Source organism: Burkholderia theae (genome assembly GCF_048565265.1).
Classification (GTDB): domain Bacteria; phylum Pseudomonadota; class Gammaproteobacteria; order Burkholderiales; family Burkholderiaceae; genus Burkholderia; species Burkholderia theae.
The window spans coordinates 820,648-846,293 of sequence record NZ_CP183461.1 but is presented as its reverse complement, the minus strand read 5'-3'; the positions used below and the strand labels follow the sequence as shown (position 1 = coordinate 846,293).

General features: G+C 67.2%; 18 protein-coding genes. 6 read left to right on the top strand and 12 right to left on the bottom strand.

Translation table 11 applies throughout. The annotated features are described in order from the left end of the window. Window positions 1-7: 7 nt before the first annotated feature. The 3 genes from ACN22W_RS03930 to ACN22W_RS03920 all read right to left on the bottom strand — a co-directional run bounded on the left by ACN22W_RS03930 (window position 8) and on the right by ACN22W_RS03920 (window position 2,706). Window positions 8-1,075 (bottom strand): glycosyltransferase, encoded by a 1,068-nt coding sequence (locus tag ACN22W_RS03930; protein ID WP_419686324.1) that lies wholly within the window; start codon window positions 1,073-1,075, stop codon window positions 8-10. Window positions 1,076-1,214: 139 nt separating this feature from the next. Next, a complete protein-coding gene (gene yiaA, locus ACN22W_RS03925; RefSeq protein WP_412022419.1) occupies window positions 1,215-1,658 on the bottom strand; it encodes an inner membrane protein YiaA in 444 nt (147 codons plus the stop codon). Window positions 1,659-1,761: 103 nt separating this feature from the next. After that, on the bottom strand, window positions 1,762-2,706 hold the full coding sequence (locus ACN22W_RS03920; protein ID WP_129513802.1) for a cupin domain-containing protein: 945 nt from the start codon (window positions 2,704-2,706) through the stop codon (window positions 1,762-1,764). 129 nt (window positions 2,707-2,835) lie between these two features. Here ACN22W_RS03920 and ACN22W_RS03915 point away from each other — a divergent pair, with 129 nt between their 5' ends. Together ACN22W_RS03915 and ACN22W_RS03910 are read left to right on the top strand one after the other, a co-directional pair. After that, window positions 2,836-3,171, top strand: coding sequence for a carboxymuconolactone decarboxylase family protein (locus ACN22W_RS03915; protein WP_048242899.1), 336 nt, complete (start codon window positions 2,836-2,838; stop codon window positions 3,169-3,171). A gap of 166 nt (window positions 3,172-3,337) precedes the next feature. After that, window positions 3,338-4,171: a class II glutamine amidotransferase gene (locus ACN22W_RS03910; protein WP_412023418.1), complete on the top strand. Its 834-nt coding sequence runs from the start codon at window positions 3,338-3,340 to the stop codon at window positions 4,169-4,171. 21 nt (window positions 4,172-4,192) lie between these two features. On the opposite strand, the gene ACN22W_RS03905 is transcribed toward ACN22W_RS03910, so the two are convergent. From ACN22W_RS03905 to ACN22W_RS03875, 7 genes are all read right to left on the bottom strand, one after another. Further along, complete coding sequence (locus ACN22W_RS03905; protein ID WP_419686322.1) at window positions 4,193-4,867, bottom strand: GNAT family N-acetyltransferase; 675 nt, start codon at window positions 4,865-4,867, stop codon at window positions 4,193-4,195. Then, complete coding sequence (locus tag ACN22W_RS03900; protein ID WP_193097696.1) at window positions 4,864-6,192, bottom strand: aminotransferase class I/II-fold pyridoxal phosphate-dependent enzyme; 1,329 nt, start codon at window positions 6,190-6,192, stop codon at window positions 4,864-4,866. The genes ACN22W_RS03905 and ACN22W_RS03900 overlap by 4 nt, the downstream gene beginning before the upstream one ends. A gap of 64 nt (window positions 6,193-6,256) precedes the next feature. Beyond that, a complete protein-coding gene (locus ACN22W_RS03895; protein WP_193097695.1) occupies window positions 6,257-7,174 on the bottom strand; it encodes a UDP-3-O-acyl N-acetylglycosamine deacetylase in 918 nt (305 codons plus the stop codon). Beyond that, on the bottom strand, window positions 7,171-14,805 hold the full coding sequence (locus tag ACN22W_RS03890; RefSeq protein ID WP_419686320.1) for a type I polyketide synthase: 7,635 nt from the start codon (window positions 14,803-14,805) through the stop codon (window positions 7,171-7,173). The genes ACN22W_RS03895 and ACN22W_RS03890 overlap by 4 nt, the downstream gene beginning before the upstream one ends. Window positions 14,806-14,808: 3 nt before the next feature. Then, window positions 14,809-16,332 carry an LTA synthase family protein gene (locus tag ACN22W_RS03885; RefSeq protein ID WP_419686319.1) on the bottom strand — a complete coding sequence of 508 codons (1,524 nt, stop codon included), beginning with the start codon at window positions 16,330-16,332 and terminating at the stop codon, window positions 14,809-14,811. 1 nt (window position 16,333) lies between these two features. Next, entirely contained in the window at window positions 16,334-17,119 is a 786-nt protein-coding gene (locus ACN22W_RS03880; RefSeq protein ID WP_419686317.1) for an SDR family NAD(P)-dependent oxidoreductase, read from the bottom strand. Continuing rightward, window positions 17,112-18,317, bottom strand: a complete 1,206-nt coding sequence (locus ACN22W_RS03875) for a capsule biosynthesis protein (RefSeq protein ID WP_419686316.1) — start codon at window positions 18,315-18,317, stop codon at window positions 17,112-17,114. Before ACN22W_RS03875 ends, ACN22W_RS03880 begins: the two co-directional genes overlap by 8 nt. Before the next feature lie 431 nt (window positions 18,318-18,748). On the opposite strand from ACN22W_RS03875, the gene ACN22W_RS03870 reads away from it, so the two are divergent. The 4 genes from ACN22W_RS03870 to ACN22W_RS03855 are packed head-to-tail and all read left to right on the top strand — an operon-like array spanning window position 18,749 to window position 22,678. Further along, complete coding sequence (locus ACN22W_RS03870) at window positions 18,749-19,900, top strand: hypothetical protein (protein WP_129513795.1); 1,152 nt, start codon at window positions 18,749-18,751, stop codon at window positions 19,898-19,900. Between the two features lie 9 nt (window positions 19,901-19,909). Beyond that, window positions 19,910-20,704 carry an ABC transporter permease gene (locus ACN22W_RS03865; RefSeq protein WP_419686313.1) on the top strand — a complete coding sequence of 265 codons (795 nt, stop codon included), beginning with the start codon at window positions 19,910-19,912 and terminating at the stop codon, window positions 20,702-20,704. Next, window positions 20,701-21,357 (top strand): ABC transporter ATP-binding protein, encoded by a 657-nt coding sequence (locus ACN22W_RS03860; protein WP_129513793.1) that lies wholly within the window; start codon window positions 20,701-20,703, stop codon window positions 21,355-21,357. Before ACN22W_RS03865 ends, ACN22W_RS03860 begins: the two co-directional genes overlap by 4 nt. A gap of 16 nt (window positions 21,358-21,373) precedes the next feature. Further along, window positions 21,374-22,678 (top strand): glycosyltransferase family 4 protein, encoded by a 1,305-nt coding sequence (locus ACN22W_RS03855; protein WP_419686311.1) that lies wholly within the window; start codon window positions 21,374-21,376, stop codon window positions 22,676-22,678. Window positions 22,679-22,698: 20 nt separating this feature from the next. On the opposite strand, the gene ACN22W_RS03850 is transcribed toward ACN22W_RS03855, so the two are convergent. Continuing rightward, on the bottom strand, window positions 22,699-24,600 hold the full coding sequence (locus ACN22W_RS03850; protein ID WP_419686309.1) for a GSCFA domain-containing protein: 1,902 nt from the start codon (window positions 24,598-24,600) through the stop codon (window positions 22,699-22,701). A 142-nt stretch (window positions 24,601-24,742) separates the two neighbouring features. After that, window positions 24,743-25,642 carry an NAD-dependent epimerase/dehydratase family protein gene (locus tag ACN22W_RS03845; RefSeq protein WP_419686307.1) on the bottom strand — a complete coding sequence of 300 codons (900 nt, stop codon included), beginning with the start codon at window positions 25,640-25,642 and terminating at the stop codon, window positions 24,743-24,745. Between the last annotated feature and the right edge of the window lie 4 nt (window positions 25,643-25,646).

Sequence of the window (25,646 nt, the reverse complement as noted above, 5' to 3'; positions counted from 1 at the left end):
CGCCGTGTCAATGACGGTGATAGGACAGCGCTTCGAGATCGCGCCGGGCCGATGCGCGCCCGGTGAGACCGAAACCGCGCGCGATCGCGCCGAGCGTATCGACGCCGGACGCGACGATCGTGACGCCGACCGCCGCGAGATAGCGGGCGGCGCCGAGCCGCGGCAACTGCTGGCGATTGAGCGCGCGCAGGCTGTAGCCGAGTCGCATCGCCATCACGCAGAACGGGGCGAGCGGGCCGCTGCGTCCGAACCACTGCCAGTGGCGCGGCAGATACGCGCTCACGAGATACGGCGTCAGCGCGACGCTGTCCTCGCCGCGCATCCAGCGCAGCTTCAGCGATTCGCGCTGCGTGTCCGGCAGCCGATGCTCGGTGTGCGCGTCCGGCGCGAATTCGATGGCCACGCCGGCCGCCTGCATCCGCAGCCCCATCACCTGGCAATGCGCGCGATAGACGCCGTCGAGCGGCTCGTAGCGGAACGACGCGAACACGTCGCGCCGGAACGCGACGTTGTTCGCGTAGAAATTGCGCGTCGCGCCGTCGCGCAGCGGGCTCGGGAAATACATGAAGTCGATCGACGTCAGCGCGGTGCCGAGCACGTTCGGCGCATAGCTGGTGCGCCCCGCCACCGCGACGGGCGCATCGCCCGCGTCGCGCGCAAATGGCGCGAGCAGGTGCTCGAGCCAGTCGTCGGCCGGCCGGCAATCGGCATCGCCGAACACGACGATGTCGCAGCGCTCCGCGTCGACGCGGTCGAATCCATCGTTCTTCGCATCGTAGTAGCCGGTGCTCGCGCCGATCTCGACGAAGTCGATCGGGCGGCCGGCGAGCGCGGCGATCTGCGCGCACGCATCGGCAGGCAGGCCGTCGTGCGTGATGATCCATTGCGCGAGTGCCGTCGGCGGCACGGTCTGCTTCGACAGCGCCGCGACGAGGCGCTTCAGGCTGTCGACGGCCTGCGCGAGGCCGGCGCCGCCGCGCAAATTGTTCGTCTCCAGCACGAACGCGGCCCTCGCGGCCACGGAACGGGCGGCCGCGCGCGTGCGCGGCGCGGTTTCTTCTGTGAGGTCTGGCATCCTGAATATCTCCATCGTCATGCGCACCGGCATGGATGAAACGAATCGGCGGGGAGTGCGCGGCGTACCGGCGAATGCGGTTCGCCCACGGCCGTCATCGCGAAACGGGCGGCCTCGTGGGCGCCCGCCTCGCGGGCCGTCACTCCTGGACGGACGACGCGGAATCGGAGTCGGTAAAGCGTGGCTTCGCGCTCTGCAGGTCGCGGGTGTTCTTCTGCACGGCCACCGCGCCGAACAACGCGAGCACGAACGACATCGCGTAGAAGCCCTTTTCGCTCAACTGCAGCGTCGCGTTGATCAGGCCGACGATCAGCAGCGCGATCGACAGCAGCAGCGCGATCCAGCTGAGGCCGTAATAGATGCCCGTGACGGGAATGCCTTCCGCGCGGTCGCGGACGCTTTTCTGCAGCGAGATCGCCGCATACAGGCCAAACACCAGCACGGTGAAGTAGTAGCCCTTCTCGTTGAGCTGCATGCCGGCGTTCCAGAGTCCGATCAGGAATGCCGCGAAGCCGGCGAGCAGCGCGGCCCACGATGCGGCCACGAACGCGAACGACGGCTGCTGGATGCTGGTCTGGTTCATAACTTTGCCCTCTCTTTCTTCTTGTTCGAAATCGTTTTCGTTGAACTGCGTTTCGCGCATGGTAGCAGCTTTGGCACGCGCCAAGACAGCCGTGCTTGCAGTCTTACATTTCGCGCTGCGCGCGCCGCCAGCGCCCCGGCGTCGTGCCGAGCACCGCCCGAAACGCCTTGCCGAAGGCGGCCTCGGACTGGTAGCCGACCGCCTGCCCGATCTCCGCCTGCCCGCGCTGCGTGTCCTGCAGCAGCGCGCACGCATGCATCATCCGGATCTGCGCGACGAACGCGCCGACGCTCATCCCGGCCTTCTCGCGGAAATGCCGCGCATATGTCGCGCGCGACATCGCCGACGCGCCGCCGAGCGACTCGACCGTCCAGGGCTTCTCCGGCGCCTGCAGCACGGCCTGGACCGACGGGCCGAGCCGCGCATCGGCCGCAAGCGCGAGCCAGCCGGACGGCACGCGCGCGCCGCGGCCATACGCACGCAACGCATACGCGAGCAGCGCCTGGCCGAGCGCGTTGACGATCGCACCGGCGCCAGGCTGCACATTCGATGCCTCGGTGCGCAGCACGCTCGTCAGCAGTTGCAGCGGCGCGAATCCCGATGCCTCGCGCAATCCGACGTGCAGCACGTGCGGCAGCGTGCGCATCAGCAGCTCGCCCGCGCCGCGCGCATAGACGAACCGCCCGCAGAGCAGGTCCACGCTCGCGCCGCCCGGTTCGGCCGGGTCGAGATTCGACTTGACCGGCAGCACCGCGCCGCCGGTGCCCGATTCGCGCAGCGGCGCGATGGCCCGCGACCGGCCGGCTCCCGCATCGAGCAGGTCGTGCGCGCCGCCCGCGGGCAGCAGCACGAAATCGCCGTCGTCGAGCTGCAGCGTGCGCCCGTCGGCGGTACGCAGCCGGCAGGTTCCGGCCAGCACCAGGTGGAACGCCGCCTCGCCGGGCGGCAATGGGTCGTGCGGCATCGCGAACGGCCCGTCGAGCAGGCAGCGCACGTCGAGTTCGACATGGCTGCGGCCCAGCGACAGTAGTTGACTCAATGCATCCATGAGACGATTGCGCTAAAAATTGACACTCTAGCGTATCGAAACCCTCAGCGCGAGCGATCAGAATAGCCCTGCATCGCCCGAGATCGCGGCGCCCGCCGCCCTCCTCACCTCTACTCGAAAGGACGCATCATGCTGAACTGGAACGAATACCGGAAGGAACTCTCGACGCGCATCGGCGAGATCGCCAAGCTGTCGCCCGATACGCTGGCCGGCTACAAGGCGCTGTCCGGCGCCGGCGCCAAGACGGGCCATCTCGACGCGAAGACGCGCGAACTGATCGCGCTCGCGGTGGCCGTCACCACGCGTTGCGACGGCTGTATCGCCGTGCACACGGCGGAAGCGGCGAAGCACGGCGCGACCAAGGAGGAAGTGGCGGAAGCGCTCGGCGTCGCGATTGCGCTGAATGCGGGCGCGGCGCTCGTCTATTCGGCGCGCGTGATGGACGCGCTCGGCGACGGAGCGTGACGGCCGCTGCATGACAACCGTTACGTGGCGCCCGGCCACCTGGCCGGGCGGTTGCGCAGCGCGCGTGCGGGCACACGTTGTATGAAGATTCGGCGGCGCACGCGGACCCGAATGCGCGGCGAAGTCGGCTACCATGCGCGAACGATCCATCGTGAAGGAGCGCTCCATGTGCCGCTGGCTCGCCTATACGGGTAATCCGATCCATCTCGAGACCGTGCTGTTCCGCGCGAAGCATTCGCTGATCGACCAGAGCCTGCATTCGGAGCTGGGCGCCACGACCACCAACGGCGACGGCTTCGGCATCGGCTGGTACGGGCACCCCGACGAACTCCCGTTCCGCTACCGCTCCGTGCATCCCGCGTGGAACGACCGCAACCTGCGCGAAGCCGCGCGCGCGATCCGCTCGCGGATGTTCATCGCGCATATCCGCGCGGCAACCGACACGCCCGTGCAGGAAACCAACTGCCACCCGTTCCGCCACGGCCGCTGGCTGTTCGCGCACAACGGGCTGATCCGCGACTTCCACAAGCTGCGCCGCGACCTGACGATGAAGGTCGATCCCGCGCTGTTCCCGACGCTCGAAGGCTCGACCGATTCCGAGCTGATGTTCCGCCTCGCGCTGACGTACGGCCTCGAGCAGATGCCGCTGCCGGCGCTCGAACGGATGGTCGGCGTGGTCGAGGAAACCGCCGCGCGGCATCGCGTGGCCGACCCGCTCAACATGACGATCTGCGCGACCGACGGCGAACGGATCATCGCGGTGCGCTACTCCAGTGAACGACAATCGCGCTCGCTGTTCCACAGCACGTCGTTCAAGCACCTGCACGAGTTGTATCCGCATAACCCGCGCATCGCCGAAGCCGGCGACGACGCGTTCATGGTCGTGTCCGAGCCGCTCGTCGACCTGCGCGGCGCGTGGGAGGAAGTGCCCGAGGGCACGGCGATCGTCGCGCACGGCGCCGACGTGGAGCAGCGGCCGTTCAGCCCGCGCCACAAGTAGCAGCCGGCGCTGTTCGCGCAGTCAGGCGCCGCGCGAGAACCGCATCCGGATCGAATCGAGCTCGGCGGGCAGCCGGCGCGAGCGGGCGCGCGGGCGCGGCAGCGCGGCGAACCCGAGCCGCTCGTACAGCGCGCGGGCGCGTGCGTTGCGGGTCAGCACGTCGAGCACGATGTCGCGGCTGCCGTCGGCCGGCAGTGCGCCGGTTTCCAGCGCATCGCGAAACAGCGCGCTGAAGATACCCGTGCCGCGTTGGCGCTCGTCCGTCGCGCAATGTGCGACGAGGATCTGCGCACGCTTCGGCGCCGGGATTTCCGTTTCGAGGATCAGCCCGCGCAACAACTGGCCGATCGTGCGGCGCGCGCCGAAGCAGCGCGCGAGCGCCCACACGACATGCACGTCGTCGAACGTCGTCCGCTGCCCGTCGTGAATCGCCATCACGGCGAGCACCGTGCCGTCCTCTCCGACCGCCACGCGATGCCGGCGCCACGAGAAGCGCCCAAGACGCGACCGGAACGCCTGCTGCAGGAAAGCGATGCAGCGCGCCTCGCTTTCGCCGAGAAAGAAGCCGAACTCGGCCACGCCGGACGCGAACACGAGCGGCGCGCACGCGGCCGCGTCGTCCGCGCCGGCCGCGCGAAACCGCACACGCTCGCCAGCGTGCGGGACCGCTTGTGCGACCGCGGCGGCCTGCGTCATGCGGTGCGTCCCGCGAGCCGCGACAACACGGCGACCGTCCGGCTGATCTGCTCCGGCTCGTGCGTCGAGCAGATGAAAAAGCGCAGGCGCGCGGCCTTTTCCTCGACGGCCGGATAGAAGATCGGCTGCACGTTGATCCCTTCGTCGAACATCGCATTCGCCCACTGCGCGGCCTTCAGCGAGCTGCCGGTGATCACCGGCACGACCGCATACCCGGCACTCGTGCCGGTATTCAGCCCGGCCGCGCGCGCCTCGGTCAGGAACTGTCGCCCGCGCGCCTGCAGCTGCGCGACGCGCTCCGGTTCGGCCTGCAGGCGCTCGAGCGCGGCCAGCGACGCTTCGGCGAGCGTCGGCGCCAGCCCGACGCTGTACAGGAAGCCCGGCGCCAGATGGCGCAGCATGTCGACGAGCGGCTGGCAGCCGGCGATGAAACCTCCGCAGCCGGCCAGCGTCTTGCTCATCGTGCCCATCCACATGTCGACCTGGTCGGGCGCGACGCCGCAATGCTCGCGGATGCCCTTGCCGGTCGCGCCGAGCACGCCGAGCGAATGCGCCTCGTCGACCAGCAGGAACGCGCCGTGGCGTGTCTTCACGTCGACGAAGCGCTGCAGGTCGGGGAAATCGCCGTCCATGCTGTACAGCCCTTCGATCGCGATCAGCACGTGCCGGTATTCGCGGCGCACGCGCGACAGCAGGTCGTCGAGCGCCTGCCAGTCGTTGTGCGCGAAGCTCAGCCGCTTCGCGCCGCTCAGTTGCGCGCCCTGCACGATGCTGTTGTGTGCGAGCGCATCGTGGACGATCAGGTCGCCCGGGCCGAACAGCGCGCCGATCACGGTCACGTTGGTCGCATGGCCGCTCACGAACGCGACGCAGTCGTCGGTCTCGTAGAACGCGGCCAGCGCGCGCTCGAGGTCGCGCTGCACCGGGCGCTCGCCCGCGACCATCCGGCTCGCCGATGCCGACGTGCCGTAGCGGTCGATCGCGGCTTTCGCGCGCGCGGACACCGCCGGATCGCCGGCAAGGCCGAGGTAGTTGTAGTTCGCGAAGTTCAGGTATTCGCGGCCGCCGATCTGCGTCGTCGCACCGGCAACGCCGTCGTGCACGCGGAAAAACGGCGAGTCGACCCGCAGTTTCTCGCCCATCTCGCGCATGATCCGGACCTGCTGATACTGCGGCATCGATTCGAAGCGGCTGCGCGCCGACGCGGTCTGCGCAGCCGGCGTGCCGGGTACGCCAGGCGCCGCGGCGGCATCGGTCGCGCGTTCCAGTTGCCGTTTCAGGGCTTTCGCCGCCAGTTGCTGGCGAAGATGCTCTCCCAGTGCCATTGCTTCCTTCGCTGTATCTCGAAAAGACGCTATGTTACGCCGCGCATTTTGAAAAAGCGTGGTGTCACGCGTCGGAAAACTCGGCCCACTGCCACGCATCGGGCGTAGCCAGCAGCGCATCGACCAGCCGGAAATTCATCTCGTGGCTCGGCCGCAACGCGCTCACGCGCGCCAGCAGCGGCGCGCCGGCCAGCGCGAGGTCGCCGACCAGGTCGAGCACGCGGTGCCGGACGAACTCCTCCGGCAGCCGCATCCCGCCCAGCACGCGATTGCCGACGATCGACGCGGTGCAAGACGGCCGCGCGCCGCGCAGGATCGGCACGCCGCGCAGATAACCGGCGACGATCGCCGGCACGGCCCACTTCACGCGCCCGTACGAGCGCGACGGCGCGATTTCGGTCGCGAACGCGGCCGGCGTCAGCGCACCATCCCAGTGCATGTCGCCGAAGCCGCGCAGGTCGTTGCGCACGCTCAGTTCGTAGCGCGGTGCCGGCTCGATCCGCATTTCGCGCCGCTGGTCGCCCTCGCCGTCCGTGACGACGACGGGCCGCAGCACGCGGATGAAGCGCTTCGGCGCATCGAGCGCGACGCGGCCGCACGCGAGGATGGCGTCCACCCACGGCGTTGCGCTGCCGTCGAGAATCGGCACTTCCTCTGCGTCGAGCTCGACGATCGCGTGATCGATCTCGCACGCGAGCAGCGACGCGAGCAGATGCTCGATCGTGCGAACGCCGACACCGTCGGCATTACGCAGCATCGTACAGAGCGGCTGGGCGCGGCGCAGCGCGGGGTCGACCGGCAGCGTCGCGAGCGTGCGCCCCTGCTCGACGCGACGGAACGCGATGCCCGTCACACCGTCTTCCGGACGCCCGGGCAGGATCCGCACGCCCACCCGGCGCCCGGTGTGCAAGCCGTGACCGTCGATCGTCAGCGGGCGTGCCAGCGTGCCCTGACGGGTCGCCCAGCCGGTCGGTGCGCTCACCGGGCGACCTCCAGCGTCGGCGACGCATGACCCGCGACCGGCGCTGCCCGGGTATCGAGCATCGCGCGCGCTTCGCCGTCGATCGCATGCTTCGCGGCGAGCGCCGCGACCGCCTCGTGTGCAGAATCGGTCGCGGAGCCGGCTTCGGCATCGGCCGACGCGCCGATCGAATCGACGATGCGTCCGGCCAGCGTCGTCACGGACGCGCCCTCGGCGATCGCCATCACCGACAGCTTGACCTCGAACGCCTCCTCGACCGCGAGGCCGAGTTCCATCCCCATCAGCGAATCCATGCCCATGTCGAGCACCGACTTGTCGAGCGCGATGCGATCGGGCGTCATGTGCAGGATCCGCGCGATCTGCGCCTGCAGCGTCCTGGCAACCAGCGCGATCGCCTCGTCGCGCGGCAACGCGAGCACCTCTTCGCGCAACTGCGTGCCGCCGTCGCGCGCATCACCGCCCTTCGCATGCGATTGCAGCAGCGAATAGCGGCGCGCCTTCGCGGCAGGCATCCCGCGTGCCACCGCGTGCCAGTCGAGCCGGACCACGGCTTCGCCGGCCGCGCCCGCGACCAGCGCCCGCTCGAGCGCGATCATCGCCTCGTCGGACGTGATCGACGCGCCGCCGATCCGCGACTGCAACGCCTCGCGCGTATCCGCGTGACGGGCGAGGAAGCCGACGTCCTCGAGCGGCCCCCAGGCCATGAACGTGCCGGGCAGACCCGCCGCGCGGCGATGTTCGACGAGCGCCTCGAGGAAGCTGTTGGCCGCGACGTAGTTCGATTGCCCCGGATTGCCGAGATAGGTCGTCGCCGACGAATAGACCACGAACAGGTCGAGCGGCAGCGCGCGCGTCGCGCGATGCAGGTTCCACGCGCCGGCCACCTTCGGTGCGAGCACCGCGGCCATGCGCGCATCGTCGAGATTGCGCACGAGGCCGTCGTCGATCGACATCGCGGAATGCAGCACGCCCTTGAGCGGGATGTCGCGCCGGACGATCGCGGCAATCATCGCGTCGACCGCCGCGGCGTCGGTCACGTCGCACGACACGACGTCGACCGCGACGCCGAGCGTGTCGCGCCAGCGCTCGACTTCGTCGCGCGCCGCGACGGCGAGTTCGCCGGAACGGCTCGCCAGCGTCAGTTGGCGTGCGCCGCGCTCGACCATCCAGCGCGCGCTCGCGAAACCGAGCCCGCCCGTACCGCCGACCACCAGGTACGCGCCATGCGGATCGAGCGCGAGCAAACCCGCGCCCGTGACGCCGCGCGTCGGTGCCGGCGTGCCGCACGGATAGGTCACGAGCACCTTGCCGATCTGGCGCGCCTGCTGCATGTAGCGGAACGCGTCCTCGGCCCGTTCGGCGGGGAACGCGCGATATGGCAGCGGATGCAGTGCCGCTGCCGAGAACAGCGTCATCACTTCGCCGAACAGACGCGCCGTCAGCTCCGGCAGCACGCCCATCAACTGGTCGGCATCGATGCCGAAATAGCTGATGTTGTTGCGGAACGGCCTGAGCCCGATATGACTGTTTTCGTAGAAATCGCGCTTGCCGAGCTCGAGGAAACGGCCGAACGGACGCAGCGTATCGATGCTGCGCACCATGGCTTCGCCGGCGAGCGAATTCAGCACGATGTCGATGCCCTGGCCGCCCGTCATCGCGCGGATGTCGTCCGCGAACGCCAGGCTGCGCGAATCGAGCACGTGGTCGGCGCCGAGCAGGCGCACGAACTCGCGCTTCTCGTCGCTGCCCGCCGTCGCGAACACTTCCGCGCCGAAGTGGCGCGCGAGCTGGATCGCGGCGATGCCGACGCCGCCCGCGCCGCCATGCACGAGCACGCGCTCGCCGCGGCGCAGCCGCGCGAGTTCGACGAGCGCGTAATACGCGGTGAAGAACGTGGTCGGCACGGTCGCCGCTTCCTCGAACGACAGGCGCTCGGGTTTCGGCGCGATCGCTTGCGCGCGCGTCGTGACGCGCGTCGCGAACGACGCCGGCGCGAATCCGAGGACCGCATCGCCCGGCGCGAATTCCGTCACGGCGCTGCCCACCCGCACTACGCGGCCGGACAGCTCCATGCCGATCGTCGCGCCCGCGAAGCCGGTCTCGACCGCTTCATCGGACAGCAGCCCCATCGCATACATCACGTCGCGGAAATTCAGGCCGGTCGCAACCGGCTCGATTTCCACCTCGTCCGCGCCCAGCGCGCGTTCGGGCAGCGCAAACCATTCGAGATTGCGCAGCGAGCCCGGCGCATCGAACGCGAGCACGGCCGCGCGCGCGATCGCGCCGTCGTTGCGGGCCGCGGCCTGCGCGGCCGTCAGCATGCGCGGCACCAGCCGCCCGCGTGCGCTCAGGACGACCTCTTCCTCGACTGCCGCGCCGGTCAGCTCGCGAATCAGCGCGTCGGGAATCCGGTCCGCCGCGCGATCGACGTCGATCAGGCGGCACGCCAATTCGGGATGCTCGTTCGCCAGCACGCGACCGAGGCCCCACAGCGTCGCCTGTTCCGGATGCGCGTTCGCCGCACCGGCGAACGGCGCGCCGCCACGCGTGACGACGGTCAGCCGCGTGGCCGCGTTCGGCTGCGCGCCGAGCGCGCGCACGAGCGCCGCAAGGGCGATCACGCCGTCGCGCTGCGCGGCCATCAGGCCGTCTCCCGTGGCCGATTCGGCCAGCGGCGTTTCCGGCGCGCAGAACACGACATGCGCCGGCTGCCCGGCCGGCAACGACGCGATCGCATCGGCCGCGTGTGTGATGTCCACGATTTCGGCCGGATAACCCGCGTGCGCGAGCGCATCGGCCAGCCGTCCGCCGAAGCCGCCCACGACATCCGGCGCGTGCATCACGAGCCACTGCTCGCTGCGCGCCAGCGTATCGAGATCGTTCGTGCCGTCGCAGCCATGCGCGGCAGCGGCACTCGCGGGGTTGCGCGCGATGACGAACGTCGGTGTGCCGTCCAGGTCGAGCGACTGCTCGACGTGCCGCACGACGTCGACGTAGCCCGCGCGCTCGAGCGCCGCATCGAGATCGGCCGGCGCCAGCGGCACGGGCGCGCCGGCTTCCGTCGACGACGCCTGCGAGCCGAACACGATGTCGGAAAAGCGGCCGCGGCGCGACTCGGCCAGCAGCAGCAATCCGCCCGGCGCGAGCCACGACCGCATCGCGTTCAGCGCATCGACCCCATCCTGACGGCCGCTCAACGCACGGTTCGCGACGATCAGGTCGTAGGGGCCGGCTTCGTCGGCCGCCAGCGACAGCCGCTCGCCCGGTTGCAGCGCGACCGTGCGCACCGCCGATTCCGCGTCCGCGTCGAACCCGGCCAGTTGGCCGGCCGTCGCCGCGATCGTGTGATCGCAGCGCGCGGCCGCGAGATGCATGCCGAGCGTCTGCAGCACGTCGCCGTCCGTCGCGCCCAGTTCGAGCACGCGCAACCGGCGCGCCGGTTGCCATGCGTCGACGGCCTGCTCGACGCCGGCCGTCAGCAGTGCGTGCACGTGCTGCCAGGTCGGCGATGCGGCAAGGAGTTGCTCGACCAGGCTGTGCCCGGTCGGCGACAGCAAACGTGCGCCATCCTTCGCGCCGCTCAGCACGTCGGGCAACGCCGCGCCGCAATGCGCGAGCAGCGTCAGCTCGGCCACGTGCCCCGGCGACTCGGCCAGCAGCCCGCGCCACAGCTCGTCGAGCGGCGGCAACGCCGCGCACGCTGCATCGTCGCGCACGACGCGATCGCCGTCGCGATGGGCCAGACCGTCCTCGACGAGCATGTCGGCAAGACGCGCAGCCAGCGCCGCACGCCCGGCCGCCGGCTGCCACGTGCCGGCGAATGCGCCGAGCGCATCGAATGCACGAAGCACGTAGAGGCTCGCCAGCACGTCGAGCAGCGGCAGAATTTCGGTCAGATGCTGCGTGCGGCGGCCGTCCTGTTCGGCGGCATCGAGCCGCGCGACGGCTTGCGCGAGCAGCGCATCGGGAGCCGGCAAACCGGCTGCGTCGACTTCGTTCGGCAGCGGCACCTCTTCGAGGCGGTAGACGAAGCGCGCGGGCAGGTTCTGCCGACGACCGACGAGATCGACGCGCCGGAACCGGCAACTGCCGAGCCGCGCGACGATCGCACCGTGCGCGTCGAGGAATTCGAAATGCGCGACGATCGAATGCGGGCTGCGCCGGTCGATCCGCGCGAGCACCCGTTCGATCGCGTCGCCGCGCAGATAGTCGACCCGGCCGATCTGCACCGGCACGTAAGCCGGATGCTCGCCGTCGCGCGCGTGCGCCGCCAGCAACGCGAACAGCGGATGAAACCCGCTGTCCATCAGCGCCGGATGCAGCAGATAGGCGGACAGCGCCCGCGCATCGCCGCATGCGGCAGGCGCGGCGACGTCGGCCAGCGCCGCGTCGTCGTCCGCGGCGACCCGCACCGAGCGGACCCAGCGGAACGCCGGCCCGTAGCCGAGGCCGATCGCCGCCGTGTTCGCGTACAGCGTGTCGCCGTCAGCGGCCGGCAGCGCGAGCAGGCGATCGAGCGTGTCGGACGGCACGACGCTCGCGGCACCCAGCACGTTGCCGCTTTCCAGCATCCGCCCCGTCACGTTCAGCGTCCATGCGCCGTCGGACATCCGGTCGCGCGTCTCGATCGTGAAGGTCGCGGTGCGCGGCTCGATCACGAGTCGGAACAGCTTCGCCTGCTGCGGCTGGAACACGACCGGCGTGCGAATCTCGACGTTTTCGAGTGCCGCATCCGGCGTATCGAAGAAGGTGCGTGCCGCGGCGAGCGCCATTTCCACGTATCCCGCACCCGGGAACGCCACGCCGCCGTCGACGACGTGATCGGCCAGCATCGGCAGCTTCGCCGGATCGAGCTGGTTTTCCCACGCGAATGCGTGTTCGTGCAGGCGATAACCGAGCAGCGGATGCTCGCGACGGCGATTGACGAGGCCGTAGCCTTCGGCGGTCGGCGTCAGCCAGTAGCGGTCGCGCTGCCACGGATAGGACGGCAGCGCCGCACGCGACGTGCCCGGCGCAAAGCGGTCGGGATCGACGCTCGCGCCATGCGCGATCGCCGCGAGAATCGCTTGCCGCAGCGTCGCCGCGCTGCCGTGATCGCGCTTGAGCGTCGGCAGCGCCACGCCGGTCGCACCGGCGGCCGCGAGCGCCTGCTTCACGTACGTGCGCAGGATCGAATGCGGCGATACCTCGACGAACAGCCGGACGCCCTGCTCGATCAGATGCGCGATGCCGTCGCCGAAGCGCACGGGCTCGCGGATATTGCGCCACCAGTAGCGCGCATCGAGTTCGCTGCCGGCGAGCGCGCCGCCGGTCACGGTCGACACGAAAGCGCCGTTGCCCGGTTGCGGCCGCAGGCTCGCCAGTTCGGCCAGCACGACCGGCTCGATGCGGTCCATGTGGCTGCTGTGGAACGCATAGTCGAGATCCAGCATCTGGAAGAACTTGCCGCTGCCGCGCAGCGCAGCCTCCAGCGCCTGCAATCCCTGCAGTTCGCCCGCGAGCGTCACCGCATCCGGGCTGTTGATGCCGGCGATCTCGACGCGCCGCGCCAGCCCGTGGCGCGCGATCAGTTCGCGTGCCGCCGCCTCGCCGATGCCGACTGCCGCCATCCGGCCGCTGCCGCGCGTCATCGCCTGCGCGCGGCTGCGGATCTTGATCACGCGCACCGCGTCGGCGAGCGACAGTGCGCCCGTCACCCACGCCGCCGCAATTTCGCCGACGCTATGGCCGATCGCCGCGTCGTATCGCATGCCGCGCGCGTCGATCACGCGGATCATGCCGACCTGGATCGCGAACAGCAGCGGCTGCGCGTTCTCCGTCGCGGCGAGCCATTCGGCGCCCGCGCCGGCCAGCCATTCCGCGCTCGGGCCGCCACGCATCACGTCGACCAGCGACGGGCTGCCGTCCGCACACCACAGCGCGTCGACTTCGTCGAGCGCCGCGCGGAAGACGGCGTTCTCCGCATAGAGTTCGTTGCCCATCCCGACCCACTGGCAACCGTTGCCCGAGAACACGAGCGCGGTGCGCAGCGCGTCGGCGGGTGCCTGGCCGGTCACAACGCAAGCCGGCAACCCTTCCTGCGCCGGCTGCGCCAGCGCCGCGAGCGCCGCGCGCCCTGCGGCCACGTCGGCCGGCGCGACGATCGCGCGATGCTCGAGCCACTGGCGACGACGTGCGGCCGCGGCGGCAAGCGCCTGCCAGTCGGCGCCGTTCTCGAGCGCTGCCAGAAAGCGGCTTGCGAGCGCACCGAGCGCGTTCGCGCTACGGGCGGTCAGCACGAGCGGCGACGGTGCTTGAGACGGTTCCTGTGCAGCCGTCGACGCATCCTTTACAACTGCCGGCGGCGCCTCGGTCAGCACGACGTGTGCGTTCGTTCCGCCGAAGCCGAACGAGTTGATGCCGACCGTCAGCGGCGCGTCGCCTGCATCGAGCGGCATGTAGCGATCGACGACGCGCAGACGCCCGCCGTCGAAATCGATGCCGGGATTGGGCGTGACGAAATGCAGCGAGCGCGGCACCGCGCGATGTTTCAGGCACAGCACGGCCTTCAGCAGGCCGGCCATGCCGGATGCCGTCTCGAGATGGCCGATGTTGGTCTTGACCGAACCGATCAGCAGCGGGCGATCCGCCGGGCGCTCGCCTGACACGACGTCGATCAGCGCACGCGCCTCGATCGGATCGCCGACCGCCGTGCCGGTGCCGTGCGCCTCGAGGTACGCGAGCGACTGCGGATCGATACCCGCGCGCGCGTATACGCTGCGCAGCAGCGACGCCTGCGCGGCCGCGCCCGGCACGCTGATGCCGCCCGGCGAGTGGCCGACCGAGTTCACGCCGGAACCGGCGATCACCGCATGGATCGTGTCGCCGTCGGCGAGCGCGCGATCGAGCGGCTTGAGCAGCACGAACGCACCGCCTTCCGAGCGGACGTAGCCGTCGCCGGTCGCATCGAACGCGCGGCAACGGCCACGCGGCGACAGCATCGACGCCTTGGAGAAACTGACGAAGCCGAACGGGTGCAGCAGCAGGTTGACGCCGCCCGCGAGCGCCGTGTCGGCTTCGCCGGACTGCAGCGCGCGGACGGCCTGGTGGAGTGCGACGAGCGACGACGAGCAGGCCGTGTCGACGGACATGCTCGGGCCGCGCAGGTCGAACAGATAGGACACGCGGTTCGACGCGATGCTCAGCGTATTGCCGGTCGCCGAATACGGATCGATCACGTTCAGATCGTCCATGTTGCGGTTGCCGTAGTCGGTGCCCGCGACGCCGACGTAGACGCCGCAGTTGCGGCCGCGCATGTCCGCCGGGCGCACGCCCGCATCCTCGAACGCTTCCCACGCGAGTTCGAGCAGCAGGCGCTGCTGCGGATCCATCTGGGCCGCTTCGCGCGGGGAAATGCCGAAGAACGCGGCGTCGAAGCCGGCGACGTTGTCGAGCACGCCGGCCGAGAACGTGTAGCTCTTGCCCGGTTCGCGTTTGGACGGGTGCCGATAGAAATCGGTACCGAAACGTTCGGCGGGGATCTCGGTCACTGCGTCGCGTTCGTCGCGCAGCAGTTGCCAGAAGTCGCCAAGATTGTTTGCGCTCCCGGGAAACCGACAAGCTATCCCAATTATTGCAATCTTACTGTTCATCTTTTATGTCGCTTTCTCGGATGCGCACGGCTTTCCCGCACGATTTCCGTCATCTTGTACCACACGCAGCAGTGCCGCCCCCAACTCCTCGGCCACCAGATCCCGGTATTCAGGAGTCCCTGCGCCGTAATTCCGCCAAATGAAGTAGTCGCTGTGTTGCGGCGTAGCGCCCAGCTTATGAAAAACATGAGGCAAGGCAGGAACGTGGTCGCCGTAGAAGCAAACGACCGTTTCACGATCGCTGGTGCGCAAATGATCGAGCAAGCGCCCGATCATCGCGTCTGCATTTTCAATGTGCCGCAGATAGGCAGTCAGGTCGCGCCAGGAGGCGTCCTCGCCGAGAGCATGTCGCGACGACGCTTCACCGGGCAAAACTGGTTCCAGATGCAACGGGCCGTGGTTTTCCATTGTCATCGCAAATACGAACCGCGGCGTGTCCCGAGGTTCGTCCAGTGCATTGATGACGGCATCCAGCACGGCCGAATCGGCAATATACGGACCGGCTCGCGGGGCGTCGGCAAAATGTTCGATATCCAGAAATTGGTCGAATCCGAGCAACGGAAAGACCCGGTTCCTGCCGAAGAAATCTGCATAGTACGGATGAATCGCGACAGTCGTGTAACCGCCCTGCCGAAACCACGCTGCAATCGATGCGCATGCACGCCGCACGAAAGCGTACGGATAGAAGCGGGCATAACCAAGGCGCGCCGGCGCCAGCCCGCTCAGCATCGCGAACTCCGTGCGCATCGTGTTCGCGCCCCAGGCCGGCACGAACAGTTCGCCGTGACAGCAGGACTCCCGGCGCGCGATGTCCAGGTGCCGATAGTTCGCGGGATCGATCGCCGCGCCGAGGCGCCGTGCGTCGAAATACGACTCGCTCTGGATCACGATCACGTCGGGGCCCGCGATCGGCGCGCCCGCTGCATACGGGCCCGACCGCGCGACCTGTTCGAACGCGCGCAGCGTGGCGGGCCGCAGGCCGTTCAGCAGGTACGCGACGAACACCGCGAAAAAACCATGCCGCTGCTGGTCCTCACCGGCATCGAGCGTGAGGGGCAAGCGTGCGGCCAGCGAGCAGGCCGCGGCGGCGCACACCGCGACGAGCACCGCGACCAGCCAGAGCCCCCCGTGCAGCGGCCGCTCCGCAAAAAAGCCGCCCAGCAGCACCCCGCCGCCGATCACGATTCCGATCACCTTGCCGACGCTCAGAAACGGCAAATACAACCGCGGATGCGCGAACAGCTGGCTGAACAGGCTCAAATCGGTAAAAACGAACGGCTCGCGCAACGACTCGTACTTCGCATTGCTCACGGTTGCCAACAGGCCGACCAGCGCGACCGCGATGCAGACGGAAAACACGAGCCGCCGGGTCGCGAACAGCATTACGCCGGTCAGAACCACGAGCGCAAGACAATGCAACACGCGTGCGGCACCGGAGCGCCGGCGCGCCCGCGGCAGCGCCAGCGCATCCAGCACGAACGACGCGCCGAGCGCGATCGGGAGCGTGAGCCATACGCCAACGCTCAAGCTAGCGCTCCCGTCGCGGCAGATAGGACAGTCCGCCCAGTATCGCGTCACCGAGCCGCGCCGGCAGCAGCGTCAACAGGCGCATGCCGAGCGCGAGCAGCCCCGGGAATGCAATCTCCGCGCGCCGCGCCGCCAGCTTGCGGCGAATATGGCCGGCGGCCTTGTCCGCCGACCACATGAACGGCTTGTCACCCGGGAAGACGTCGCTCATCGCGGTCTTGACGAACCCGGGCAAGACGATCGCGAGATGGACGCCGTCGCGCGCCAGCAACGGGCGCACCGAATCGCCGTATGCCTTGAGTGCGGCCTTGCTCGCGCAATACGCCGGCGAGATCGCCATGCCGCGCAGCGCGGCCAGCGACGCCACCAGCGCCACCTGCCCGCATCGACGCGCGCGCATGCGCTCCAGTACCGGCAGAACGGCGTGCATCGCGCCGTAGAAATTGGTGTCGACGACGGTGGCGGTCCGCCCGAGATCTTCCCAGTCCTCCGCCGACGTCAGCGTGCTGGCGGCACCGGCGTTCGCGATCAGCAGATCGATCGACGCCGCGTCGTCGAAACGCATGAGCCAGTCCCGCAGTGCCGCCGCGTCGCGTACGTCGATGGCGGCGGTCAGCGTCGTCGCGCCGCGCACGCGGCACGCCGCCGCGCTGGCCTCGAGCCGCTCCGCGTCCCGGCCGATCAGCCCGAGCGTCACGCCGGGGCCGGCGTATGCCAATGCGAGCGCACGCCCGAGGCCCGCACTCGCACCGGTCACGACAATCCGCTGCGGCGCCGGGCTAGCCATGCGCACCTTCGAATCGCCGCAGCGCCCCTTCCGTCGCCATCGCCATGCCGGTCCGGGTGTAGAAATCGCCGTTGATCTGCGTGTAATGCATCACGTAGTCGAGAAACGCCTGGTACAGCACGCCGTCCGGCGCGCCGGCCTCGCGCCAGAACGCGTCGAGCCCGCCCTGCCAGGTCAACCCGGGCATGTCGTAGATCGCCGTGCCAAGCGCGATCAGCGGCCGTCGGTGGTGCAGCGCGGACAGTCCGACGGTGCTGTTGACCACCACGACGCCGCGCGCGTGCTCGAGCAGGGTCGGCAAATGGCCTGCGTCGACGAACCGCAGCCGCGCGCCGATCCCGAGCTCCGCCGCGCGTTGCAGCACATGACGGCGATAGTCGATCAGCCCCGTATCGAGCGGATGGTTCTTGATGACGAGATGCGTGTCCGGTCGCGCATGCCGGGCGAACGAAGCAAGCACCTGATCGATCGCGGCCAGCACGCCATCGAACGGCGAGTGAGCGACGATCTGGGCGTCGGAATTCAGTTGCAGCGGGAACAGATAATAAGGATGCTTTGATTCCAGCAGTTCGCGCGTGACCCGCTCCGCCTCGCTCGCGTACCGCTGCTTGCTCAGCATGCGGCTCGCCAGCCCGGAATACTCGACCAGCCCGTTCCGCGGCCGATGGCTGCGGTAATGCGGGAAGCGGGCCGCGTAGAGGGTATTGGCAGCCCGGTAGCTGATATCGTGGAACGCGCGCTCGTAGAGGTTGTAGCCGGTCGGCTGACCGGGCTCGCTCGGCGGCGTACTGGAGCGCCGATCGAGGTACCACGACGGATCGCGCGGCAACCGGGACCGGCCGTTGACGCCATGCTGTTCGAGCGTCAGCCAGTGCGGACGGATATAGCCTTCCTCGAACACATGCACCTGCAGCCCGTTGGCCTGGGCTATGTCGTGCATGGGTCGATGAATGTCGCGGCAGTCTCCAAACATGATGACGTCCGAAATATCCTTTGAACGCACGATCTGCTCGTACCAGTCAGGCAAGCCTGCGGGCTCGCCACGGTAGTCCAGTGCCGCGCTCGCGCCGCCATACAGGACATCGCCACCGCAGAAATTGACCCGGTACGTCGCGTGCCCGCGCCCGCGCAGCGCACGGGACAAACGACTGAAAAAAGGTGAAGCCGTGCCCTGCAATACGAGAAACGCGCGAGACATCGAATGTGTCGACCGACAAAACGAGCCCCGCCGAGCATGTCGACGGGTCGACTCGAACTCGGCCCAGGCTCTCCATTGAATAACAGCGGGCACTGTCAGCCGCTCCGGGAGACGCGAATATAGCATTGAGGGGGCAATAAATACAGACTGTGCCAAATATCCACAAGTTGGCGCATTTCGCGTCCGATCGCTATAATCAGCGGCTCTGGGCACTTTAAGCCGCCTGACGGAATCCGGTCGGTGCGACACGCGCCAATTTCTGACTAATTCCTTACTCGACGGCCCGTGCCGCCTCGCCACGAAGGCTGCAAAAATACTGCCGTGGAATAATTATTTGTCATGCTTGACCGACATTCTGCTCTTTTGTCATAAAGCCGCCACAATATTTTTGTGGCGCTCAAAGAGCCAATCAGTCTGGATGAGAGAAGTTGGTGGAAAACGTATCAGGTAGCACGGCGACACCGCCCGCGCAACGGCCTGGAAAACTGGGCGCGCGGCTCAAGAAGATCAACCGTCTGTTTGCCGCCACGGTTATCCTCCCGACGGCCATTGCAACACTTTACTTCGGCCTGATTGCATCCGACGTCTACGTTTCGGAATCGCGCTTCGTCGTCCGCTCCGCGTCACGGCAGGCGCAGACGAGCATGGTCAGCGCGCTCCTGCAGGGCACGACCTTCGGAAAGGCGCAGGACGACACGTATTCGGTCATCGACTACATCCAGTCCCGCGATGCGTTGCGGGAACTGAACCAGCGCGACTACATCGTCGACGCCTATTCCCGGCACGGTGATTTCGTCAGCCGCTTCAATAGCTGGATGGACAACAGCTTCGAAGCACTGTGGAAGTACTACGGCCAGCACATCGTCACGGTCGACTTCGACTCTGCCTCAGCGATCACGACCCTGCAGGTACGCGCGTACACGGCGCAAGACGCAGCCAGGATCAACTCGACGCTGCTCGACATCAGCGAACACCTGGTCAACCGGATGAACGAGCGGGCGGCCACCGACACCGTCCAGTTCGCACAGACCCAGGTCGATCTCGCCACCGCGAAGGCCAAGGACGCAGCAGCCGCAATGGCGTCCTACCGCAACTCGCACACGGTGTTCGATCCGGACAAGCAGTCAGCGCTGCAGTTGCAGCAGGTCACCCTGCTGCAGAACCAGATGCTCGCGGCGCGCACGCAACTGCTGCAACTCCTCGCGATCTCGCCGCAGAACCCGCAGATTCCGGTTCTGAAGACCAACATCGCGGCGCTCGAGACGCAGATCAAGGACGCCACCAGCAATGTCGCGGGCGGAAAGGGCTCGCTGTCCGACAAGGCCGCCGTCTACGCACGCCTGCAACTGGATTCCCAATTCGCGGACAAGCAGCTCGGGTCGGCGATGTCGGCACTGGAGAACGCACGTGCGGAAGCCCAGCGCAAGCAGTTGTATCTCGAGCGGCTCGTTCAGCCGAACACCCCCGATGTGGCGATCGAACCGAAACGCCTCAAGCGGATTTTCGAGGTGTTCGCACTCGGCATGATCGTCTGGGGCGTGCTGAGCCTGCTGCTGGCAGGCGTACGCGAGCACCACGACTGATCGAGGCGCATGGTGACACACGACACGCCGCTCTACCGCTCGTTCCAGATTCAATGTCGCGTGCTTGGTGCGCTGCTGATGCGCGAGATTCTGACGCGTTACGGCCGGCACAACCTCGGTTTCCTGTGGATCTTTCTGGAGCCGATGTCATTCACGCTGGGCGTGACCGCACTATGGACGGCAACCAAGGCCACCCATGGCCTCAATCTGCCGATCACCGCGTTCGCCGTCACCGGCTATTCGACCATCCTGCTTTGGCGGAACTGTGCGAACCGCTGCGCACTCGCCATCGAACCGAATCAGAGCCTGCTCTACCACCGTAATGTGCGGGTGATCGACTTCTTCATGGCGCGCCTGCTGGTCGAGATCTCCGGCGCGACGATGTCGTTTCTGTTCCTGTCGATCTTTTTCGTCGTGTTCGGCATGATGGAACCGCCTCACGACATCTCGCTCGTGCTGGGCGGATGGATCTACCTGGTCGTACTCGGCTGTGGCCTCGGCTTCACGATCGGCGCACTCAGCGAGCGCAGCGAAACGATCGATCGCCTCTGGCATACCGTCGCGTACCTGCTGTTTCCGCTGTCCGGTGCCGCCTTCATGGTCGAATGGCTGCCTCCCGCCGCGCAGAAGATCGTGCTGTGGATTCCGATGGTGCATGGCTCGGAAATGCTTCGTGCCGGTTACTTCGGCGCACTCGTCAAGCCCCATTACGACGTCACGTACATGGTGACCTCGGATCTCGTCCTGCTGCTGATCGGGCTGCTGCTGGTACGCGACACCAGTCTGCGCGTGGAACCGGAATGATCGAACTTACCGACGTCATCAAGACTTACCACACCCGCCAGGGCCGCCGCACGGTCCTGGACCGGATCAACCTGCGCGTCGACAAAGGTCAGAAACTGGGGATCCTGGGCCGCAACGGCGCGGGCAAGTCGACCATGATCCGCATGATCAGCGGCGCGGAGCTGCCGACATCCGGCCGCGTGGCGCGCGCGATGAGCGTGTCCTGGCCACTCGCGTTCGGCGGTGCATTCCAGGGCAGCCTGACCGGCATGGACAATCTGCGCTTCATTTGCCGCGTCTACGGCGCCGATGCGACGCAAGCCGAGCCATTCGTCCAGGAATTCTCGGAACTGGGCTACTACCTGCGCGAGCCCGTGAAAACCTACTCGGCCGGGATGCGTGCGCGACTGGCTTTTGCGATCTCGATGGCCATCGAATTCGACTGCTTCCTGATCGACGAGATCATCGCGGTCGGGGACAGCCGGTTCCACGAGAAGTGCCACCACGAACTGTTCGAGCGGCGCCGCGACCGCTCGCTGATTATCGTCAGCCACGATGCCGGCTACATCCGGCAGCACTGCGATCATGCCGCGGTCCTCGTCGAGGGCAAGCTGCACACGTTCGACGCGATCGACGACGCCTATTCGTTCTACCAGAATACGATCCATCAATGATGGTCGGATCGCTCCGATGACGCGAGAAGTACGCACCATTCAGCCTTCCCTGCCGGTCCGCCTGCTATGCAATCTGGCGACGAAACTCCCGTCGCCCTTGATGGCCGCGACGCGTCGCTACCTGCGCGGGCGGGCGGCAAGCGAAACCGCAACGGATACGCACCGTGCCCGACAGTTGCTGATCGATGTATCGATCATCGCGCGGCATGATGCGGGCACGGGCATTCAGCGCGCCGTGCGCTCGCTGTCACTGGAACTCCTGAAGGCACCGCCGCCCGGATTCGAAATGCGCTTCATCCATGCGACGCGCAAACATCCGTATCGCTACGCGCAGGCGTACGCAACGGCACTGACCGGCACCGAGGCAGCCGTCGGATCCGACGAGCTGGTCGTCCATCCGGGCGATCTGTTCATCGGCCTCGATCTCGCGAGCAGCATCGTGCCGGCGCGGCGCGCCGATCTCGTCGCACTGCAGTTGCGCGGCGTGCGGTGTGCATTCGTCGTCTACGACCTGCTGCCCGCCACGCATCCCGCCTGGTTTACCAAACGCTCGTCGACCGCCTTCCGCAAGTGGCTCGCGAGCCTGGCGCTTCACGCCGATGCGTTGTTCTGCATCTCCGACGCCGTCGCCCAGAGCACCCGTGCGTGGCTTCACACGCGATACCGGCTGCCCGTCGGCACACCCTCCGTCGACTGGTTTCATCTCGGTGCGAACTTCAATGCATGCTCCGACGATCTGACCCAGCCCGCGCGTGCCGTATCGCCCGGCGAACCCGTTACGTTGCTGATGGTGGGAACGATCGAACCACGCAAGGGGCACGCACTCGCACTCGGCGCACTCGAGATCCTGTGGGCGCGCGGCATGTCCGTCAGGTTGGTTGTCGTCGGCAGGAAAGGCTGGCGCGCGGACGACGTCGTCGAGCGCCTGCATCGGTTCGAACAGACCGGCCATCCGCTGACCTGGTTGCGGGACAGCAACGACGCGATGCTGGAACGGCAATATCGCGACGCGCACGGCGTGCTGATGGCGTCCGAAGCCGAAGGATTCGGCCTGCCGCTCGTCGAGGCCGCTCGCTACGGACTACCCGTGCTCGCGCGCAACCTCCCGGTCTTTCGCGAGATCGCCGGATCGCATGTCGAATATTTCGACGCGGCAACCGCAACCGCGTTCGCGGACGAGCTGGCAGGATGGGTGGAAAAGGTTCGCGCCGGCACCGCGCCCGACAGCCGGCGAATCCGGCCGCTGACGTGGGGTGAAAGCGCGGCGCGCTTCAGTGAACTGATCGGCGATCTCGATCGCACGGCACCGCTCGCGCACTAGGCGCGCGAGCGGTCCAGACATCAGCCGACCTGGAAGTTGGCGATCGCCTCTTCGTCGCAGACGATGTTCGCGAGTTCCCGATGTGCGCGGGCCGCAGCATCGGATGTCGCATCGTCGGACGTCATGTAGTGCTGCAGGAACAGACGCATGACGTGCGCCACGCCCGCGTCCTTCACGGAGCGCAGGTCTTCCTCGAAATAAGCGCCCCGCGTGTACGCACCCGTGATGATCTCGTACGACGGGAAATACTCGACATGCGCATTCGCCGCGCGGATCTCGTCGGCCGCCACCCGCAACACGGACTTGCTGTAGGTGGTCGACGTCAACACGTGTCGCGGTTCGAAAGTGGCGATCAGCGGAACCGGAGACACCGTCAGGATCACCTTGGCGGCCGGATTGATCACGCGCAGCAGGTCGAGCGACGCCTGCAGGTCCGCGACCACTTCGCTCGCCGTGAAATTGACGAACTCGTAGCGTTCGGGATCCATGCTGCCTCCCGCGACGCCCGGCGCGAGCGGATAGACCGCGCCATCCTCCCTCGAGCGCCAGCCTTCCGTCAGGCCCAGCGTGAAGACCAGCACGTCCATCTGCTCGAACATCGCCCGGACGGACGCGAAGTGCGCGTCCCTCGCATGCACCAGCGCATCGATATCCGCGAACCCGTCCGGCTCGATCTGCGGCCGGAACGGATCGACCAGGCGCCCGTCGTCGCGCATCCAGTATTGCTCCGCCGGAACGAAATCGCCGTTGATGCGGCGGATCAGCTGCAGAAGCTGACGCGCGGTATAGACGTTCCCGTATCGCGCGGAAAACACGCCGAAATTGCGGGCGTGCGCTTGTGACGCGTCCAGTTCGGGGGGCGCAGTCTCGGTGACGAGATAGTTGAAACCATTCGCGCTGAGGGTTCGGGCGATATGCTGCGCAAAGCAGCTACCGGCGGTCGCCACCTTCTGCTCACGCGCGACCGTGAAGCGCGGAGACGAGACCGGATCGACATCCTCCATCGCCGGCTCTGCGACCGCACGTTTCCAGAAATGGAAATCCGGCAGACCGCGATAGGGATTGCCCTTCCCCGGCGCGCGCTTCACGTGGCCTTGCGGTTCGACCCGCTCTCCGTTCGCCGTGAAACCCAGCAAGCGATCGTATTCGTCGAGGCGGAAATTCAGCGGCTCGAGCGTATCGCGCTGGAATTCCGCGTAAGCCGCCACCGACTCCTCGACAAACTGCCGCAGGCTGATCGTTCCGTGCGGGTCATGCCGCTTGAATGCATAGTCACCCGACAGGCCCAGCGACTCGGCAATTTCCGGATAAATCGGCCAGACCGGCATCGTGCGCAGGTCGTCGACCACATAACGCGCCGCGTTGCGGCTGTGGATCTCGATGCCGAGTTTGGTGAGCAGATCCGCGCTGACATCCGCGATCACGTGGATCGACGGATGGTTGAACGAGTACATGAAGCAGCCGGATTTGACCCAGTTGTCGAAGCGATCCGAGAGCGGCAGACCGATTTCGTCGGCTTCCTGAAGAAAGGCTGCCTTTGCGGTCGGCCATCCGTCAAGATAGCCAAGCCGCGAGAAAGTCTCGTGCCCGAACGATGCAACGATCTCGTCGACCGACAATCCGCGCAAATAGCCATGCAGCACGATGGCCGAATTGTAGTGGACCATCGGCGTGTACACCGTATCGACCTTGCCATCCTGCCGGGTTCCGCGAACGTATGTCATGTCCGGATGAAACGCCGGGAACGCGAAGCTCGGGAAATAGTGGACCTTGTGCGCGTGTTCCGCTGCGACATGCGGTTCGATCATCTTCTGCGCGAGCACGAGATCGTAATCTCGCAGAAGATCGCCCAGTTGCACGCTACCGTCCCAGAGCTTGGTGATCACGACAAACTCGACCTCCAGCGTCGCGTTCATCGCCATCAGGCACTTTGCAAGGCCATCGCCCTGGCAATTCGAAACAATCGCGATTTTCATATCGGAAATTCACTCGTCGTGTGTTCAGAATTCGTACATCACGCGAGCGTCGATGTCGCAACGCGTTGCCCACAGGCGACGCACGCCATCAACGCAAAGCGTCCTCGGATGCTGCCGCGAGCATCTCGCGCATTACGTTCGTGATCGGCTGCAACGGCTGACGTTCCGGGAGCAGGCGATCGAGCTTCTCGGTACTGCCGAGCAGCCTGAATACTTCGTTGGCGCGCATGAATTCCGGCGCGGCCACGACTTCGATCTGGTGTCCGCAGATGTCCGTGATCACGTCGAGCAATTCCTGTACCGACGTACCGCGTCCCGAACAGATATTGACGACTTCGCCATACGATGCGGACTGCCCGATCAGCCTCGCCAGAATATCGCAACAGGCGTGAACGTCGATGTAGTCCCGCACCGGCTCGAGACGGCCGAGCCGGATCGACGGCTCGCGCCGCGCGAAATGCTGGACCAGCTTCGGCACGATGAAGTTGCCGCTCTGCCCGACGCCGATCAGGTTGAACGGGCGCGCGATCGTAATGTCATGCCGATCGCCGAAATTGGCGACGACCCGCTCGCACGCGAACTTGCTGATGCCGTAGTGACTGACCGGCAAGGGTGCCAGATCTTCCGACAGCAGGCTGGTCTTCTGATTGCCATAGACGCCGGCCGTGCTGACGAAAATGAAGCGGCGGCGGCTGCCGAGCGCATCGACCGCCTGCAGCAGGTTCTCCGTACCGACGAGATTGGTCTCGTAGTACTCGAGCGTTGCGCCCAGCGTCACCGACGACAGCGCCGCGAGATGAATCACGACCTCCGGATCGGCCGTGCGCACCACTTCGTGCACCCGATCGCGATCGCGCAGGTCGCAGACCTCGGCGCCGTCGCCGCCACGCGTCGTGGTTCCGACGACGTCGTGACCCAGTTCCTGCAGTTGACGGACCAGATGCCGCCCGACAAAGCCTGTTGCCCCCGTCACCAAGATTGAAGCCATCTTG

What these genes read in the sequence shown, in the direction of transcription:
- ACN22W_RS03930 (WP_419686324.1), bottom strand. Translation starts at nt 1,075, where the DNA reads ATGCCAGACCTCACAGAAGAAACCGCGCCGCGCACGCGCGCGGCCGCC.
- ACN22W_RS03880 (WP_419686317.1), bottom strand. Translation starts at nt 17,119, where the DNA reads ATGGCTAGCCCGGCGCCGCAGCGGATTGTCGTGACCGGTGCGAGTGCG.
- ACN22W_RS03920 (WP_129513802.1), bottom strand. Translation starts at nt 2,706, where the DNA reads ATGGATGCATTGAGTCAACTACTGTCGCTGGGCCGCAGCCATGTCGAA.
- ACN22W_RS03845 (WP_419686307.1), bottom strand. Translation starts at nt 25,642, where the DNA reads ATGGCTTCAATCTTGGTGACGGGGGCAACAGGCTTTGTCGGGCGGCAT.
- ACN22W_RS03875 (WP_419686316.1), bottom strand. Translation starts at nt 18,317, where the DNA reads ATGTCTCGCGCGTTTCTCGTATTGCAGGGCACGGCTTCACCTTTTTTC.
- ACN22W_RS03860 (WP_129513793.1), top strand. Translation starts at nt 20,701, where the DNA reads ATGATCGAACTTACCGACGTCATCAAGACTTACCACACCCGCCAGGGC.
- ACN22W_RS03915 (WP_048242899.1), top strand. Translation starts at nt 2,836, where the DNA reads ATGCTGAACTGGAACGAATACCGGAAGGAACTCTCGACGCGCATCGGC.
- ACN22W_RS03865 (WP_419686313.1), top strand. Translation starts at nt 19,910, where the DNA reads ATGGTGACACACGACACGCCGCTCTACCGCTCGTTCCAGATTCAATGT.
- ACN22W_RS03890 (WP_419686320.1), bottom strand. Translation starts at nt 14,805, where the DNA reads ATGAACAGTAAGATTGCAATAATTGGGATAGCTTGTCGGTTTCCCGGG.
- ACN22W_RS03900 (WP_193097696.1), bottom strand. Translation starts at nt 6,192, where the DNA reads ATGGCACTGGGAGAGCATCTTCGCCAGCAACTGGCGGCGAAAGCCCTG.
- yiaA (WP_412022419.1), bottom strand. Translation starts at nt 1,658, where the DNA reads ATGAACCAGACCAGCATCCAGCAGCCGTCGTTCGCGTTCGTGGCCGCA.
- ACN22W_RS03905 (WP_419686322.1), bottom strand. Translation starts at nt 4,867, where the DNA reads ATGACGCAGGCCGCCGCGGTCGCACAAGCGGTCCCGCACGCTGGCGAG.
- ACN22W_RS03855 (WP_419686311.1), top strand. Translation starts at nt 21,374, where the DNA reads ATGACGCGAGAAGTACGCACCATTCAGCCTTCCCTGCCGGTCCGCCTG.
- ACN22W_RS03850 (WP_419686309.1), bottom strand. Translation starts at nt 24,600, where the DNA reads ATGGCGATGAACGCGACGCTGGAGGTCGAGTTTGTCGTGATCACCAAG.
- ACN22W_RS03910 (WP_412023418.1), top strand. Translation starts at nt 3,338, where the DNA reads ATGTGCCGCTGGCTCGCCTATACGGGTAATCCGATCCATCTCGAGACC.